Annotated in this window: 9 protein-coding genes; all 9 read left to right on the top strand. The window is 67.4% G+C overall.

Annotated elements, in window-relative coordinates; all coding sequences use genetic code 11:
• Nucleotides 1-31 precede the first annotated feature (31 nt).
• The 9 genes from galA (at nucleotide 32) to EO139_RS11000 (ending at nucleotide 13824) form a co-directional block, all read left to right on the top strand.
• Nucleotides 32-2926, top strand: coding sequence for a beta-galactosidase GalA (gene galA, locus EO139_RS11040; RefSeq protein ID WP_126970596.1), 2895 nt, complete (start codon nucleotides 32-34; stop codon nucleotides 2924-2926).
• Nucleotides 2923-5346 carry an alpha-N-acetylglucosaminidase gene (locus EO139_RS11035; RefSeq protein WP_126970594.1) on the top strand — a complete coding sequence of 808 codons (2424 nt, stop codon included), beginning with the start codon at nucleotides 2923-2925 and terminating at the stop codon, nucleotides 5344-5346. Before galA ends, EO139_RS11035 begins: the two co-directional genes overlap by 4 nt.
• 121 nt (nucleotides 5347-5467) lie before the next feature.
• Complete coding sequence (locus EO139_RS11030; RefSeq protein WP_126970592.1) at nucleotides 5468-6634, top strand: heparan-alpha-glucosaminide N-acetyltransferase domain-containing protein; 1167 nt, start codon at nucleotides 5468-5470, stop codon at nucleotides 6632-6634.
• 256 nt (nucleotides 6635-6890) lie between these two features.
• Nucleotides 6891-7613, top strand: a complete 723-nt coding sequence (locus EO139_RS11025; RefSeq protein ID WP_164739039.1) for a GntR family transcriptional regulator — start codon at nucleotides 6891-6893, stop codon at nucleotides 7611-7613.
• A 46-nt stretch (nucleotides 7614-7659) separates the two neighbouring features.
• Nucleotides 7660-8937: a sugar MFS transporter gene (locus EO139_RS11020; protein ID WP_104583815.1), complete on the top strand. Its 1278-nt coding sequence runs from the start codon at nucleotides 7660-7662 to the stop codon at nucleotides 8935-8937.
• A gap of 40 nt (nucleotides 8938-8977) precedes the next feature.
• Complete coding sequence (locus EO139_RS11015) at nucleotides 8978-10045, top strand: LacI family DNA-binding transcriptional regulator (RefSeq protein WP_104583816.1); 1068 nt, start codon at nucleotides 8978-8980, stop codon at nucleotides 10043-10045.
• Between the two features lie 5 nt (nucleotides 10046-10050).
• Nucleotides 10051-11079, top strand: coding sequence for an SIS domain-containing protein (locus EO139_RS11010; protein ID WP_104583817.1), 1029 nt, complete (start codon nucleotides 10051-10053; stop codon nucleotides 11077-11079).
• Nucleotides 11080-11081: 2 nt separating this feature from the next.
• Nucleotides 11082-12236 carry an N-acetylglucosamine-6-phosphate deacetylase gene (nagA, locus tag EO139_RS11005; protein ID WP_126942753.1) on the top strand — a complete coding sequence of 385 codons (1155 nt, stop codon included), beginning with the start codon at nucleotides 11082-11084 and terminating at the stop codon, nucleotides 12234-12236.
• Between the two features lie 220 nt (nucleotides 12237-12456).
• The gene (locus EO139_RS11000; protein WP_206515137.1) at nucleotides 12457-13824 is read left to right on the top strand and encodes a S41 family peptidase; all 1368 of its coding nucleotides are present in this window, start codon (nucleotides 12457-12459) and stop codon (nucleotides 13822-13824) included.
• Nucleotides 13825-14367: the final 543 nt, after the last annotated feature.

Raw genomic sequence — 14367 nt, 5'->3', positions numbered from 1 at the left:
ACGTCTGCGGTGCAGGCTGGCGGGCGCTGTCATGCGCAGGCGTGAATTCCTTGCCGGCAGCGTCTGCGCCTCTTCGCTGCTTGGCGTGCCGGCGTTGCTGCCAGGCGCGGCGAGCGCTGTAGCACCGCGCGCGGGTGATGGGGGCAAGCCGCGTCCGGCGCCACCGCCAGCGGGCACCGATGACGCTGGCCAATGGCTGGATCTGGACGAAGGTTGGCGCTTCCATGCCGGCGATCTGCCGTTGCGGCGCCTGCTTGCGCAAGACGAGACCTACGACAACGCCAAGGCCGGCCGCGCCTGGGGGGCGGCGGCACCGGACTTCGACGACACCGGCTGGCGGCAACTGCAGTTGCCGCACGACTTCGTGGTGGAGCAGGCGGTCCGCGCCGATGCCAACATCGCGCAGGGGTATCGCCCGCGCGGGATTGCCTGGTACCGACGCACGCTGCGGCTGGACGAGTCCCTGCGCGGCCAGGCGGTGGAGCTGCGTCTGGACGGCATTGCCAGCCATGCCACCGTGTGGGTCAACGGCATGCTGATGGCGCGCAGCTGGAGCGGCTACACCGGGCTGGTCATCGACCTCACGCCGGTCGCGCGCTACGGCAATGCCTTGAACAGCATTGCCATCCGCGTCGATGCCGAGGCCATGGATGGCTGGTGGTACGAGGGCGGCGGCATCTACCGGCACACCTGGCTGGTGCTGCGTGCGCCCTTGCATATCGCCGGCGACGGCCTGGCGGCGGTGCCGCGCGAAGGCGCTGGCGATGTCTGGCAGCTGCCGGTGCAGCTGGACCTGGTCAACAGCGGCGAACAGCCTGCCGAGGCGTGGGTGGATGTGGCGCTGCGCGACCCGAACGGTGCTGTCGTGGCGAGTGGCCAGACGCAACTGCGCGTGGCTGCATTCGGCACCGCGCAGGCGACGGTCAGCGTCGCGGTGGCGCAGCCGCAGCGCTGGAACGTGGACACGCCGGTGCTGTATCGCCTGCAGGCCAGCGTGCGTGGCGCAGACGGCCGCAGCGACCGTGCCGGGTGCGAAATCGGCTTTCGCAGCCTGAGCTTCGATGCCGACCACGGCTTCTTCCTCAATGGCCGCCCGCTCAAGATCAAGGGCGTCTGCCTGCATCAGGACCATGCCGGCGTCGGTGTGGCGCTGCCCGATGCCTTGCACGCGTTTCGCCTGCAGCGCCTGAAAGCGATGGGTTGCAATGCCATCCGCCTGCATCATGCGGTGGCACCGGAATTGCTGCAGGCCTGCGACCGGCTCGGCATGCTGGTGATGGCCGAGAACCGGCTGTTCAATCCCGCACCCGAGTACGTGGCGCTGCTGCGCAGCATGGTGCGGCGCCAGCGCAACCATCCCAGCGTGTTCCTGTGGTCGCTGCTCAACGAAGAGCCGCTGCAGGGCACCGCCACCGGCTACGCCATCATGGCGCGCGCCGCCAGCGCGGTGCGTGCGCTCGATGACAGCCGCCCGATCACCGCCGGCATGAACGACGGCATGTTCGCCGCGCGCGGCGCGGCCGACGCGGTGGATGTCCTCGGTTTCAACTATCGCCAGTTCAACTACGATCGCGTGCATGCCGCGCGGCCGCGCACACCGATGCTGTCCAGCGAGGACACCAGTGCGTTTCAGACGCGCGGCGCATGGTTCACCGACCTGGACGCGCATGTGGTGGCCGAAGACGACAGCCTGGCCGCGGACTGGGGCAACACCCATCGCCGCGCCTGGCAGCTGATTGCCGAACGCCCGTTCGTCGCCGGCAGTTTCGTGTGGACCGGCTTCGATTATCGCGGCGAACCCACCCCGTTCGAATGGCCGTCGGTGGGGTCGTTCTTCGGCATCATGGACCAATGCGGATTTGCCAAGGGTGCCTACTGGTTGCGCCGCGCGTTGTGGATCGACGATGCGCCGGTGCTGCACCTGTTGCCGCACTGGAACTGGCCCGGCCGCGAAGGCCAGCCGATCAAGGTGATGGCGTTCTGCAATGCCGCGCAGGTGGAGCTGTGGCTCAACGGCCGCTCGCTGGGAAAGCAGGTGGTGGATCGGGCGCAGATGAATCAGTGGCAGGTGGACTATGCGCCGGGCGTACTCGAAGCGGTGGCCTGGCGCGATGGCCGCGAGGTGGCGCGCACGCGGGTGGAAACTACCGGCGCAGCGGTCGCGCTGCGGCTCACGCCGGACCGCACCCGGCTACGCGGCGATGGCCGCGATGCGCAACCGGTGACCCTGGAAGCGCTGGATGCGCAAGGCCGCCACGTGCCCGATTGCAATGCACCACTGACGCTGCAGATCAGCGGTGGCCGCTTGCTGGGTGTCGGCAATGGTGACCCGAATGCGCACACGCCCGATCAGGGCATGCAAGTGGCCTTGTTCAACGGGTTGGCGCAGGCAATCGTGCAGGCCGGGCATGGCGCAGGCGTGTTACGGCTGCAGGCGCGCAGCGCAGGCTTGCGCGATGCGGTGCTCGAGATCGCGTGCGCGGCCGTGCCGCTGCCAGCCACGGTGCCGATCGTGGCGCCGGTGATGGTGGTCGAGAGCTGGCGCCACACCGCCGCCTTCGCGCAGCCGCCGGCGCCGGATCTGCCGCGCCGCCCCAACGACAACAACAGCTGGAGCAATACGCTGCCCGGCACGCTGGAAACCGCACCCGAACGCGCCGGCTACGTGCTGTACCGCACCGAGTTCACGCCGTGGCAGGGCGTGCAGACCCACGGCGGCATGCTTGACCTGGGTCGTCTCAGCGGGCCGGTACAGGTATTTCTGGATGGCCGTGCAGTTGCCCAGGCACCTGCCGGCACGCCGATTCACGTGACGCTTGCACCCGCGACCGGCGCGCGCACGCTGGCGGTGATCCTGCAGGTCGCTGCCGATCAGCCGTTTGGATTCCACGACGTCGTCACCGTGCACTACGGGAACTCGCCATGATTGCTTCACCGTTTTTCCCGTCGACGTCTGTGCGCCTGTTTGCCGGCGCCGTGCTGGGCGCGTTGCTCGCCATTCCGCATCTGGTGCTGGCCGCACCGCCCGCGCAGGCGGTACTGCAACGCCTGATCGGCCCGCGCGCCGCACAGTTCGAGATGACGACGGCGCCGCGCGGCGACGGCGCGGACTGGTACCGCATCGACGCCGGTGGCGATGCGGTGCGCATTGCCGGCTCCTCGCAGGTGGCCTTGGCGCGTGGCGCCTATGCCTATCTCGGCCAGGCCGGTGCGGCCTCGATGAGTTGGGAGGGCGACCGCGTGGCGCTGCCGGCGCAATGGCCGGCCTACCGCAGCGGCCAGGTGCGCACGCCGTTTGCCCACCGCGCCTATCTCAACACCTGCACCTACGGCTACACCACGCCGTTCTGGGACTGGCCGCGCTGGCAGCGCGAGATCGACTGGATGGCGCTGCACGGCATCGACATGCCGCTGGCGATGGAAGGGCAGGAGGCGATCTGGCAGGCGCTGTGGCGCGAGTTCGGCGTGGGCGATGACGCGCTGGCGGAGTATTTCTCCGGCCCCGCGTTCACCCCATGGCAGCGCATGGGCAATATCGAAGGCTATCGCGCACCGTTGCCGCAGCACTGGATCGACAGCAAGCGCGTGCTGCAGACGCAGATCCTCACCCGCATGCGCGAGCTGGGCATGCAGCCGGTGCTGCCGGCGTTTGCCGGCTACGTGCCCAAGGCATTCGCGCAGGCGCATCCCAACGCGCGCATCTACCGCATGCGCGCCTGGGAGGGCTTCCACGAAACCTATTGGCTGGATCCGCGTGATCCCTTGTTCGCCAAGGTCGCGCGGCGGTTCCTGGAGCTGTACACGCAGGCCTACGGTGCAGGCGAGTTCTATCTGGCCGATGCCTTCAACGAGATGCTGCCGCCGGTGGCCGACGACGGCAGCGACGTGGCCGCCGCCAGGTACGGCGACAGCATCGCCAACTCCGATGCTGCACGTGCCAAGGCGGTGCCGGCGGCGCAACGCGATGCACGCCTGGCCGAGTACGGGCAGGCGTTGTATCGCTCCATCGCGCAGGTCAATCCGCAGGCCACCTGGGTGATGCAGGGCTGGCTGTTCGGTGCCGACAGAGCGTTCTGGCAACCGCAAGCGATTGCCGCGTTTCTCGGCAAGGTGCCGGATGCGCGGTTGATGGTGCTGGACATCGGCAACGACCGCTACCCCGGCACCTGGAAGGCCTCGCAGGCCTTCGACAACAAGCAGTGGATCTACGGCTATGTGCACAACTATGGCGCCAGCAATCCGCTGTATGGCGACTTCGCGTTCTATCGGCAGGATCTGCAGGCCTTGCTGGCCGATCCGGACAAACGCAATCTGCGCGGCTTCGGTGTGTTCCCGGAAGGGCTGCACAGCAACTCGGTGGTCTACGAGTATCTCTACGCGCTGGCCTGGGAAGGACCGCAGCAGTCCTGGTCGCAATGGCTCGCGCAATACACCCGCGCGCGCTACGGCCGCAGCGATGCGGCCTTGCTGCAGGCCTGGTCGGATCTGGAAGCGGGCATCTACCAGACCCGCTACTGGTCGCCGCGCTGGTGGAACAAGCGTGCCGGTGCCTACCTGCTTTTCAAGCGGCCGACCGCCGACATCGTCGGCTTCGACGACCGCCCCGGCGACCCGCAACGCCTGCGCCGCGCCATCGATGCCTTGCTGCAGCAGGCCGGCCGCTATGCCGATGCACCGCTGTACCGCTATGACCTGATCGAAGACGCGCGGCACTACCTGAGCCTGCATGCCGACCGTCAATTGCAGGCGGTGGTGCAGGCCTACGACGCCGGCGAGTTCGCGCGTGGCGATGCGCTGCTGGCGCGCATCACGCAATTGGTGCAGGGGCTGGATGCACTGGTCGGCGGCCAGCATGAAACCCTGGCCGACTGGACCGGCCAGGCCGCCGCGGCCGCCGGCAACGATGCCGCATTGCGTCGCGCCTATGTCGGCAATGCGCGTGCGCAGGTCAGCATCTGGGGCGGCGACGGCAACCTGGCCGATTACGCGTCCAAGGCGTGGCAGGGCATGTACGCGGATTTCTATCTGCAGCGCTGGACACGCTTTCTGCGCGCGTATCGCGCCGCCCGCAAGGCCGGCACGCCGTTCGACGCAGCGGCGGTCAACACGCAGCTTGCAGCCTGGGAACGCCAATGGGCCGAACAGGACACGCTGCCGAAGCGACAGCCACCGCGCGATCCCTTGGCGTTGCTGCACACGTTGCTGGCGCAGGTGGATGCGCAGGATGGCGTGCAGAACGCAGCGGGAAGCGCCAGGCAAGACGCGACGCAAGGCTTCGACCAGGGCAACGTGCAAGAGATTGCGCACGGCGCCGCGCACAGCACCACGCAAGGAACTGCGCAATGAACAGATCCGCATTGCACCTGATGCTCGTGCAAGAGCACGGTAGCGCCGATGCAAGGACGCAGGGCATAGGCAGCGCCTATGCATGTCGTCCCCATCGGCAGTCACTGGGCAAGGAGCTGCGATGAACGCACACCCATTCCCTGCTGCAGCTGGCACCGCAACCACACCGCCGACGCGCGAACGCTTCCTGTCGCTGGACGTGTTCCGCGGCCTGACCATCTTCCTGATGATCCTGGTCAACACCGCCGGGCCGGGCGCGCAGCCATACGCACAGCTGACCCACGCGGCCTGGTTCGGCGTCACGCTGGCCGATCTGGTGTTTCCCTCGTTCCTGTTCGCCGTCGGCAGCGCAATGAGTTTTGCGTTGGCCACCCGCATGCCGCATCGGCAGTTCCTCGGCCGTGTGGGCAGGCGCGCCGCGCTGATCTTCTTATGCGGCGTGCTGATGTACTGGTTTCCGTTCTTCCATCCGCAGCCCGATGGTGGCTGGGCGTTCACGGCGGTCGATCAACTCCGCCTGACCGGCGTGCTGCAGCGGATCGGCCTGTGCTACCTGCTCGCGGCGCTGCTGGTGCGCTATCTGCCGCCACGCGGTATCGCGCCGGTCTGCGTGGCGCTGCTGCTGGGCTACTGGGTAGTGCTGTATGCGTTCGGCCAGCCCGGCGCGGAGTTGAGCAAGACCGGCAATGCCGGCACCCGGCTGGATCTGTGGCTGTACGGGCGCGCGCATCTGTATCGCAAGGATGACGGCTTCGACCCCGAGGGCCTGCTCGGCACGCTGGCGGCCACGGTCAACGTGCTGGCCGGGTATCTGAGCGGGCGCTTCCTGCAACGGCACGGCAAGACCGCTGCCGCCACGCGCAGCATGCTGCTGGCGGGCGCGGGGCTGGTGCTGCTGGCGCTGCTCTGGCACCCGGCCTGGCCGCTGTCGAAGAAGCTCTGGAGCGGGTCCTTCGTCGCCTGCACGGTGGGCCTGGATCTACTGGCGCTGGGCGTGCTGGTCTACCTGCTGGAGCTGCGTGGCTGGACTGGCGGCAGCGGGTTTTTCACCGTGCTGGGGCGCAACCCGCTGGCGATCTATCTGTTCTCCGAATTGTTCGTGGTGGTATTGCGGCTGCTGCCGGCCGGCAGCTCCGGCCTGGACCTCTACGCCTGGGCCGGCATCCGCGTGTTCCAGACCATCGCGCCGGGCCCGCTCGGGTCGCTGCTGTGCGCGCTGAGCTACACGCTGCTGTGCTGGGGCGTGGGCTGGTGGATGGACCGGCGGCGCTGGTACCTGCGGCTGTGACGGCATCGCCAGCCAGGCGATGGCGCAGCCACTGGGCGCCTGCACGCGCCGGTGACGGGAAGCGGGCGTTGACCACGGCGTCCAGTCAGCGGGCCGCGGGAACGCGGGTCAGCGCCTGCCGCGCTGCCGGGGCCGACTGCGGCTAATGCGCCGCAGGCAAATTGGTACTATATTGGACCTAACGAATCCAAGTCGGTCCGGAGGACAGGCAATGGCCAAACCGAAAACCGAAGCCAGGACGGACACCGACCCCCGGATGGACGCGCTGACGCTGGATGCCTCCGCGCCGACGCCGCTGTATCTGCAACTGGCGAGCAAGCTGGACGAGCAGATCCGCGGCGCGCAGTGGAAGGCCGGCGAAGCGCTGCCGGCCGAGCGCCAGCTGTGCGAGCGGCTGCAGATCTCGCGGGTGACCCTGCGCCAGGCCGTGGACGTGCTGGTCGAGCAGGGCCTGGTCTCGCGTCGGCAGGGCGCCGGCACCTTCGTCACCACGCAGATCCAGCATCAGCTCAGCGGCCTGACCAGTTTCAGCGAGACGCTGCGCATCAAGGGCTACGAGCCCGGCACCCGCTGGCTGGAGCGGCGGCTGCGCCCGGCGCATGGCGAAGAGATCCTGCGCCTGGGGCTGTCGCCGGATGCGGCGGTGGCCTCGCTGACCCGCCTGCGCAGCGCCGACGAGCGCGTCATGGCCTACGAGCACGCGGTGTTGCCGCAACGCATCGTCGCCGACCCGCAGCAGATCGGCGATTCGCTCTACAGCTACCTGGATGCACAGGGCACCCCGGTGGTGCGCGCCCTGCAGTATTTCCGCGCGATCAATCTGCCCGCGCGGCTGGCCGAACACCTGCGCATGAAGACCGGCGAGGCGATCCTGCATGTGGTGCGCGTGGGCTATGCGCGCGACGGCAGTGCGATCGAATTGACCGACACCTATTGCCACAACGATTTCTACGATTTCGTCGCCGAACTGCGTCGCTGATCCAGCGCGGCGCCCCCCAACCGACAACTCAAGAGCCCGCCGATCCATGACTACCGCCAGGCCCGCAAATCCCGTTGTCTCGATCGCCATCGTCGGCGTGCTGTTCTTCATCATCGGCTTCTTCACCTGGATCAACGGGCCGCTGATCACCTTCGTGCGGCTGGCGTTCGACCTCAACGAGGTCAATGCCTTCCTGGTGCTGATGGTGTTCTACCTGTCGTACTTCTTCCTGGCGCTGCCGGCGTCGTGGATCCTCAAGCGCACCGGCATGAAGAAGGGGTTGGCGCTGAGCCTGGTGGTGATGGCGGTGGGCGCGGCCGGCTTTGGCCAGTTCGCCACCCAGCGCTGGTATCCGGGCGCCTTGGGCGGCCTGTTCGTGATCGGCAGCGGCCTGGCGCTGCTGCAGACGGCAATCAACCCGTACATCAGCATCCTCGGGCCGATCGAAAGCGCGGCGCGGCGGATCGCGCTGATGGGCATCTGCAACAAGATCGCCGGCATCCTGGCGCCGATCCTGATCGGTTCGCTGGTGCTGCACGGCATCGGCGATCTGTCTGCACAGGTGGCCAGCGCCGATGCCGGCACCAAGGAACAACTGCTCACCGCCTTCGCCGCCAAGATCCACGCACCGTATCTGGTGATGTCCGGCGTGCTGCTGTTGCTGGCGATCGGCGTGCTGTTCTCGCCACTGCCGGAGCTGCGGGCCTCCGAAGCCAATGCCACGCCCGGCAGCGCGGCCGGCGTGCAGAAGTCCAGCATCTTCCAGTTCCCGCATCTGTGGCTGGGCGTGCTGTGCCTGTTCGTCTATGTGGGCGTGGAAGTGATGGCCGGCGATGCGATCGGCACCTACGGCCACGGTTTCGATCTGCCGCTGGACAGCACCAAGATCTTCACCTCCTACACGCTGGGCGCGATGCTGCTGGGCTATCTCGCCGGCCTGGTATTGATCCCGCGGGTGATCTCGCAGGCGCGCTACCTGAGCGTGTCGGCGGTGCTGGGCGTGCTGTTCTCGCTGGGCGCGCTGCTGACCCACGGCTATGTGTCGGTGGGCTTCGTGGCCGCGCTCGGTTTCGCCAACGCGATGATGTGGCCGGCAATCTTTCCGCTGGCCATTCGCGGGCTTGGCCGCTTCACCGAGATCGGCTCGGCACTGCTGGTCATGGGCATTGCCGGCGGCGCGATCATTCCGCAGCTGTTTGCCATTCTCAAACAGCACTACGACTTCCAGGTCGTGTTCGCTGCGCTGATGGTGCCGTGCTATCTGTACATCCTGTTCTATTCGCTGCGCGGTTACCGTGTGGGCCTGCCGGCCCAGGCCAAGTGAACCGGGCGGCATGATGCGTTCCGACGAACAAGGTACACCCATGCGCAGGCCCACCATCAAAGATGTCGCCGAGCGCGCCAAGGTCTCGTTGAAGACCGTGTCGCGCGTGATCAACAACGAACCGTCGGTGATGCAGGCCACGCGCGCGCGCGTGCTGCGCGCCATCGCCGATCTCGACTACGAACCGGATCCGTCCGCGCGCAACCTGCGCAGCGGCACGCCGTTCGTGATCGGCCTGGTCTACGACAACCCCAACCCGTACCACATCATCGGCATCCAGAATGGCGTGCTGGCCGCCTGTCGCGAGACCGGCTTCGGCCTGCAGATCCATCCCTGCGATTCCACCTCGCCATTGCTGGCCGAGGAACTGGCCGAATGGGTGCAGCGCTCGCGGCTGGCCGGCGTGGTGCTGACCGCACCGATGTCCGAACGCCCCGAGCTGATGGCCGGCCTGGCCGCGCGCGGCATCAAGAGCGTGCGCATCATCGCCGCCACCGACGATCCGGGCGATGGTCCCTGCGTGTATATCGACGACCGTGCTGCCGCCTACGAGATCACCGAGCATCTGGTGCAGCTGGGCCATCAGCGCATCGGCTTTTTGTGGGGCGGCCCGCAGCACCGCTCCAGTGGCGAGCGCTACGCCGGCTACGAAGCCGCGTTGAAGGACTACGGCATCACCCTGGACAAGCACCTGGTGATTCCCGGCGATTACACCTTCGACGACGGCTTCCGTGGCGCGCGCCGCCTGCTGTCGCTGCGCGAGCCGCCGACCGCCATCTTCGGCAGCAACGACGAAATCGCCGCCGGCGTGCTGGCCGCGGCCAAGTCCACCGGCATGAACGTGCCGTACCAATTGTCGATCGCCGGCTTCGAGGACAGCCCGTTCTCGCGCCAGTCCTGGCCGGCGCTGACCACCGCCAAGCAGGCCACCGACGACATCGCACGGCATGCCGCACGCCTGTTGATCAGCCAGTTGCGCAGCGATGCCTACGACGACCAGCCCGCGCAACTGCAGAACCGCGGCTTCGTGCCGCAGCTGGTGGTGCGCGGTTCCACCGCACCGGCGCAGACGCCGGCCGCCAAATCCTTTCCCCCCGAATCCGCCTGAGCCTGATGAGCCTTCCCACCGAAACCGAGACCTTGATGTTCCGCGAGGCGGCGCAGACTGCCGACGTGGTCGCCGCACAGTTCGCCCGTAATGCCGACACCGTTGCCGCACTCGCGCAGTCGCTGCGCGATACGCCGCCGCCGTTCGTGGTGACCTGCGCACGCGGCAGTTCCGATCACGCCGCAACCTACGCCAAGTATCTGTTCGAAACCCAGCTCGGCATCGTGACGGCCTCTGCATCGCCGTCGGTGGGCTCGGTCTACGCAGCGCCGCTGCAGTTGCGCGGCGCGCTGTACATCGTGATTTCGCAGTCGGGCAAGAGCCCGGACCTGTTGCGCAATGCCGAGGCCGCCAAGGCGGCCGGCGCGCGCGTGGTCGCCCTGGTCAATGTGGAGGATTCGCCGCTGGCGCAACTGGCCGAGGTGGTGATTCCGCTCGGCGCCGGCCCGGAAAAAAGCGTCGCCGCCACCAAGAGTTATCTCGCCTCGCTGGCCGCCGTGCTGCACCTGGGCGCGGTGTGGAAGAACGACCCGGCCCTGCTCGCGGCGGTGGATGCATTGCCGCAGCAGTTGCGCAGCGCCTGGCAGGCCGACTGGTCCGCACTCACCGCCGGCCTGGTGCCTGCGCACAACCTGTTCGTGCTCGGGCGTGGCCTGGGCCTGGGCGCGGCGCAGGAAGCGGCGCTGAAGTTCAAGGAAACCTGCGGCCTGCATGCCGAAGCGTATAGCTCGGCCGAGGTCAAGCATGGCCCGATGGCGCTGGTGGGGCCGGGCTTCCCGGTGCTGGTGTTCGCCCAGCCCGACGAGACCGGCGCCGGCACACGTGCGCTCGCTGCCGAATTCCGCGCCCGTGGCGCGCAGGTGTGGCTGGCCGCGCCCGATGGCGATCTGCCGCTCGTCGATGCCGTGCATCCGGCCAGCGCACCGCTGCTGACCGTGCAGAGCTTCTACCGCGCGATCAACGCGCTGGCCCTGCAGCGCGGCCATAATCCCGATCTGCCGCCGCATTTGAACAAGGTCACGGAAACCGTTTGAACATGGATGCTTCCCCGATTCAGGCGTTATGCAATGCACGCGTGCTCACCGACGACGGCCTGCAGGATGGACTGGCCGTATTGCTGGCCGGCACGCAGATCCTGGCGATCGTGGCAGCCGACGATGCGCGTGTTGCGCAGGCGCACACGCGCGTGGATCTGGGTGGCGGCACCTTGCTGCCCGGGTTTATCGACATCCAGGTCAATGGCGGTGGCGGCGTGTTGTTCAACAACGCGCGCGACCCGCAGGCGCTTGCCACCATTGCCGCAGCACATCGCCGCTACGGCACCACCGGCATGCTGCCGACGCTGATCAGCGACACCGCCGAGGTCATGGCCGAGGCGATCGACGCCACGCGCAAGGCCATCACGCAAGGCGTACCCGGCGTGCTCGGCATCCATCTGGAAGGCCCGTACCTGAGCCCGGCCCGCAAGGGCACGCACGACGCGCACAAGTTCCGCCTGCCCGACGCGCACGAGATTGCCGTCGATACCTCGCTGGACAACGGCGTCACCCTGATCACGCTCGCGCCCGAGCGGGTGCCGCTGGACGACATCCGCGCCTTCGTCGCCGGTGGCGCGATCGTGTTCGCCGGCCACACGGCGGCGACGTACGAGCAGGCGCACGCTGGCATTGCCGCCGGCGTCAGCGGGTTCACCCATCTGTACAACGCGATGTCGCAACTGACCGGGCGCGAGCCCAGCGCGGTGGGCGCCGCACTGGAAGACCCCGCTGTGTGGTGCGGCATCATCGTCGACGGCGTGCACGTGCATCCGGCCAGCCTGCGCCTGGCGCTGGCCGCCAAGCCGCGCGGCAAGCTGTTGCTGGTCACCGACGCCATGCCGATGGTCGGTGCCGACAGCCCCAGCTTCGACCTGTACGGCGAAACCATCACTGCCGTCGACGGCGTGGTGCGCAATGCCGACGGCGCCCTGGCCGGCTCGGCGCTGGACATGGCCACCGCAGTGCGCAACAGCGTGCAGTGGCTGGGCGTGGACCTGGCCGAAGCCGCACGCATGGCATCGACCTATCCTGCGCAATGCATCGGCCTGGGCGACCGGCTGGGGCGCATCGCACCGGGCTACCAGGCCGATCTGGTGCTGGTGGATGCCGATGTGCAGGTGCTCGGCACCTGGGTGGCCGGGCAGGGCGCGTAAGCATATCGGCCGGGCCGCAGACGCCCGCGTCAAGCGGGCTTGATGACTGCGCGACGCCGCATGTGTTGTTCAACCACCGCGGTTGTTGCGCGCGATCTGCGGCTGCAGTGCCCCTCGTCGCCACGTCCGGCGGGTTGGATGTCGCAGCTCGCGTACGGCATGCAGCGCATTCAGATGACTGCTAGAGTTGCGTCCGACCTCAGCTTGCGACGGGTGAAGGATGAACTACGCATGGACGCGATGGTGGCTGCTGAGCCTGTTGTGCAGCGTGCATGCGGTGGCAGCGATTCCACACTGGTACGCGGCTGCCGGTGGCGCTGATTACCAACTGACTGCCGTGCAAGGCGACGTGCAGTCCGGTGAAGGGGCGCAATTGCGTCTGACCGCAGTTGCCGCGCGCACTGCGCAGTTCGGGGCTGCCTCCGCAGCGTTGGACGCGGTTTCCTTGCGCGGCCAGTCGTTGCTGTTGTCCGGTGTATTGGCAACCTCCAACGCACCGCAGGGCGCTACGTTGTGGATGCGCGCCGACGATGCGCATGGCAAACGCCTGGCGTTCGAAAGCTCACAAACCGACCCGGTCGTCGGTACGACGCGTGCAAGCCGCTCCATTGCGCTACAGGTACCGATGGGTGCGCAGAAGGTGTTGATCGGTGTTGTGCTGCGAGGCGATGGAGCGCTGGACGTAAGCCAGCTGCGTTTGATTGCAGAGCCGCTGGCCGATGCGGCATCGGCCAGCGCGATCCTGGATGTCGCCATCCCCGCGATCCGGGAGAACGCCTTGCACAGCGCACGCATCGATTGGACCACGCGTGAACCGCAGCTGCGTGCGCAGGCCGCACACATGCGCGAAGTGGACGCCTATGTCGCCATCGATGCATTGGTCGCCCAGCTCGATGACGGCCATAGTTTCCTGATGCGTCCTTCCAGGCGACATGCCGTGGAAGCCGTTGCACAGCGCGAGCGGCCCACCATGCAGGCGCGTCTGCTGCCATCCGGCATCGCCTATCTCGAGGTCCCCGGCCTGATGACGTCCTCCAAGGAAGTCAGCAATGCTTACGGGACATCGCTTGCAACGGCGCTGGATCAAGTCGCCGCACAGGCCAGCTGTGGCTGGATCGTCGATGTACGCAACAACACCGGCGGCACGATGTGGCCAATGATCAACGGGCTGCATCCGCTACTGGGTGATGCAGTGCTCGGCAGCTTTGTCGATGCGGCAGGCAAGCAATCGCCCTGGCGGGCACGATCTTCGGCACGCGCGACTGCCTCGCTGCAAATAGATCGCCCGGTCGCGATCTTGATCGGCCCCAGGACCGCAAGTGCGGGCGAGATGGTCGCGATCTCCTTTCGCGGCCGTGCAAATACGCGCAGCTTCGGTCAGCCAAGCGCTGGCCAGACCACCGGCAATCGCTCTGTGGACCTGCCTGGCGGCGCTGTCCTTGCGATTGCCAGTAGCCACACGCAGGATCGCAACGGGCGTCGCACCGACGGCCGGCTGCAGCCGGATGTCCTGCTTGGCTCGCAGGTGGATATGATCGATACTGCTGCACAGTGGCTGCGGACGCAGGCCTGCATCCGTTCTAGGTGATCGCCTGTTCGAGGGCTGACGTATCCGCCAGACATGTGACGATCGACCGGTGTCGGTGCGCTTTCAGCCGTATGGAACCGACGTGGGCGCAATGGCTTGCTTCGCCGCCGAGTGCCGCGATCGCAAGGCGATCTGCAGTGCGCGAATACTGCCTGCGGAACAATAAACGCTTGCACGCACCACATCGATGTCTGCAAACACGCGGCATTCGGCTGCGCGGCCTATGGCGGCCGCCCTCTAACGGCAGTGGTCTATTCATCGAGGCGAAGGAATGCGGTCACGATTGCGTTGTCATTCCAATTTCTGCACTCAAGGCGCGGCTTCAGGCATGAAAGTGGCTATTTGTGTCGTTGAGTTGACAGCGCCGCGTGGGGAAGGCACCTTCGCTGATAACGTTGTCAGCGATCAGGAGCGTGCTCCGACTTCATGAAAGACGTTGCCGGCCGGTCATGCATCGGCCTGGCGCCTTGCCCCGCACGCCGCCACCGGCCTGCGGGAAGACGCTGCTCGCCGTCCGGTGTACAGGGGGACGGATCGCGGGTG

The organism is Xanthomonas sp. BRIP62411, assembly GCF_003993525.1.
Lineage (GTDB): Bacteria > Pseudomonadota > Gammaproteobacteria > Xanthomonadales > Xanthomonadaceae > Xanthomonas > Xanthomonas euroxanthea.
Note: the sequence above shows the minus strand (reverse complement) of the source record. Positions and strands in the feature narration are given on the sequence as shown.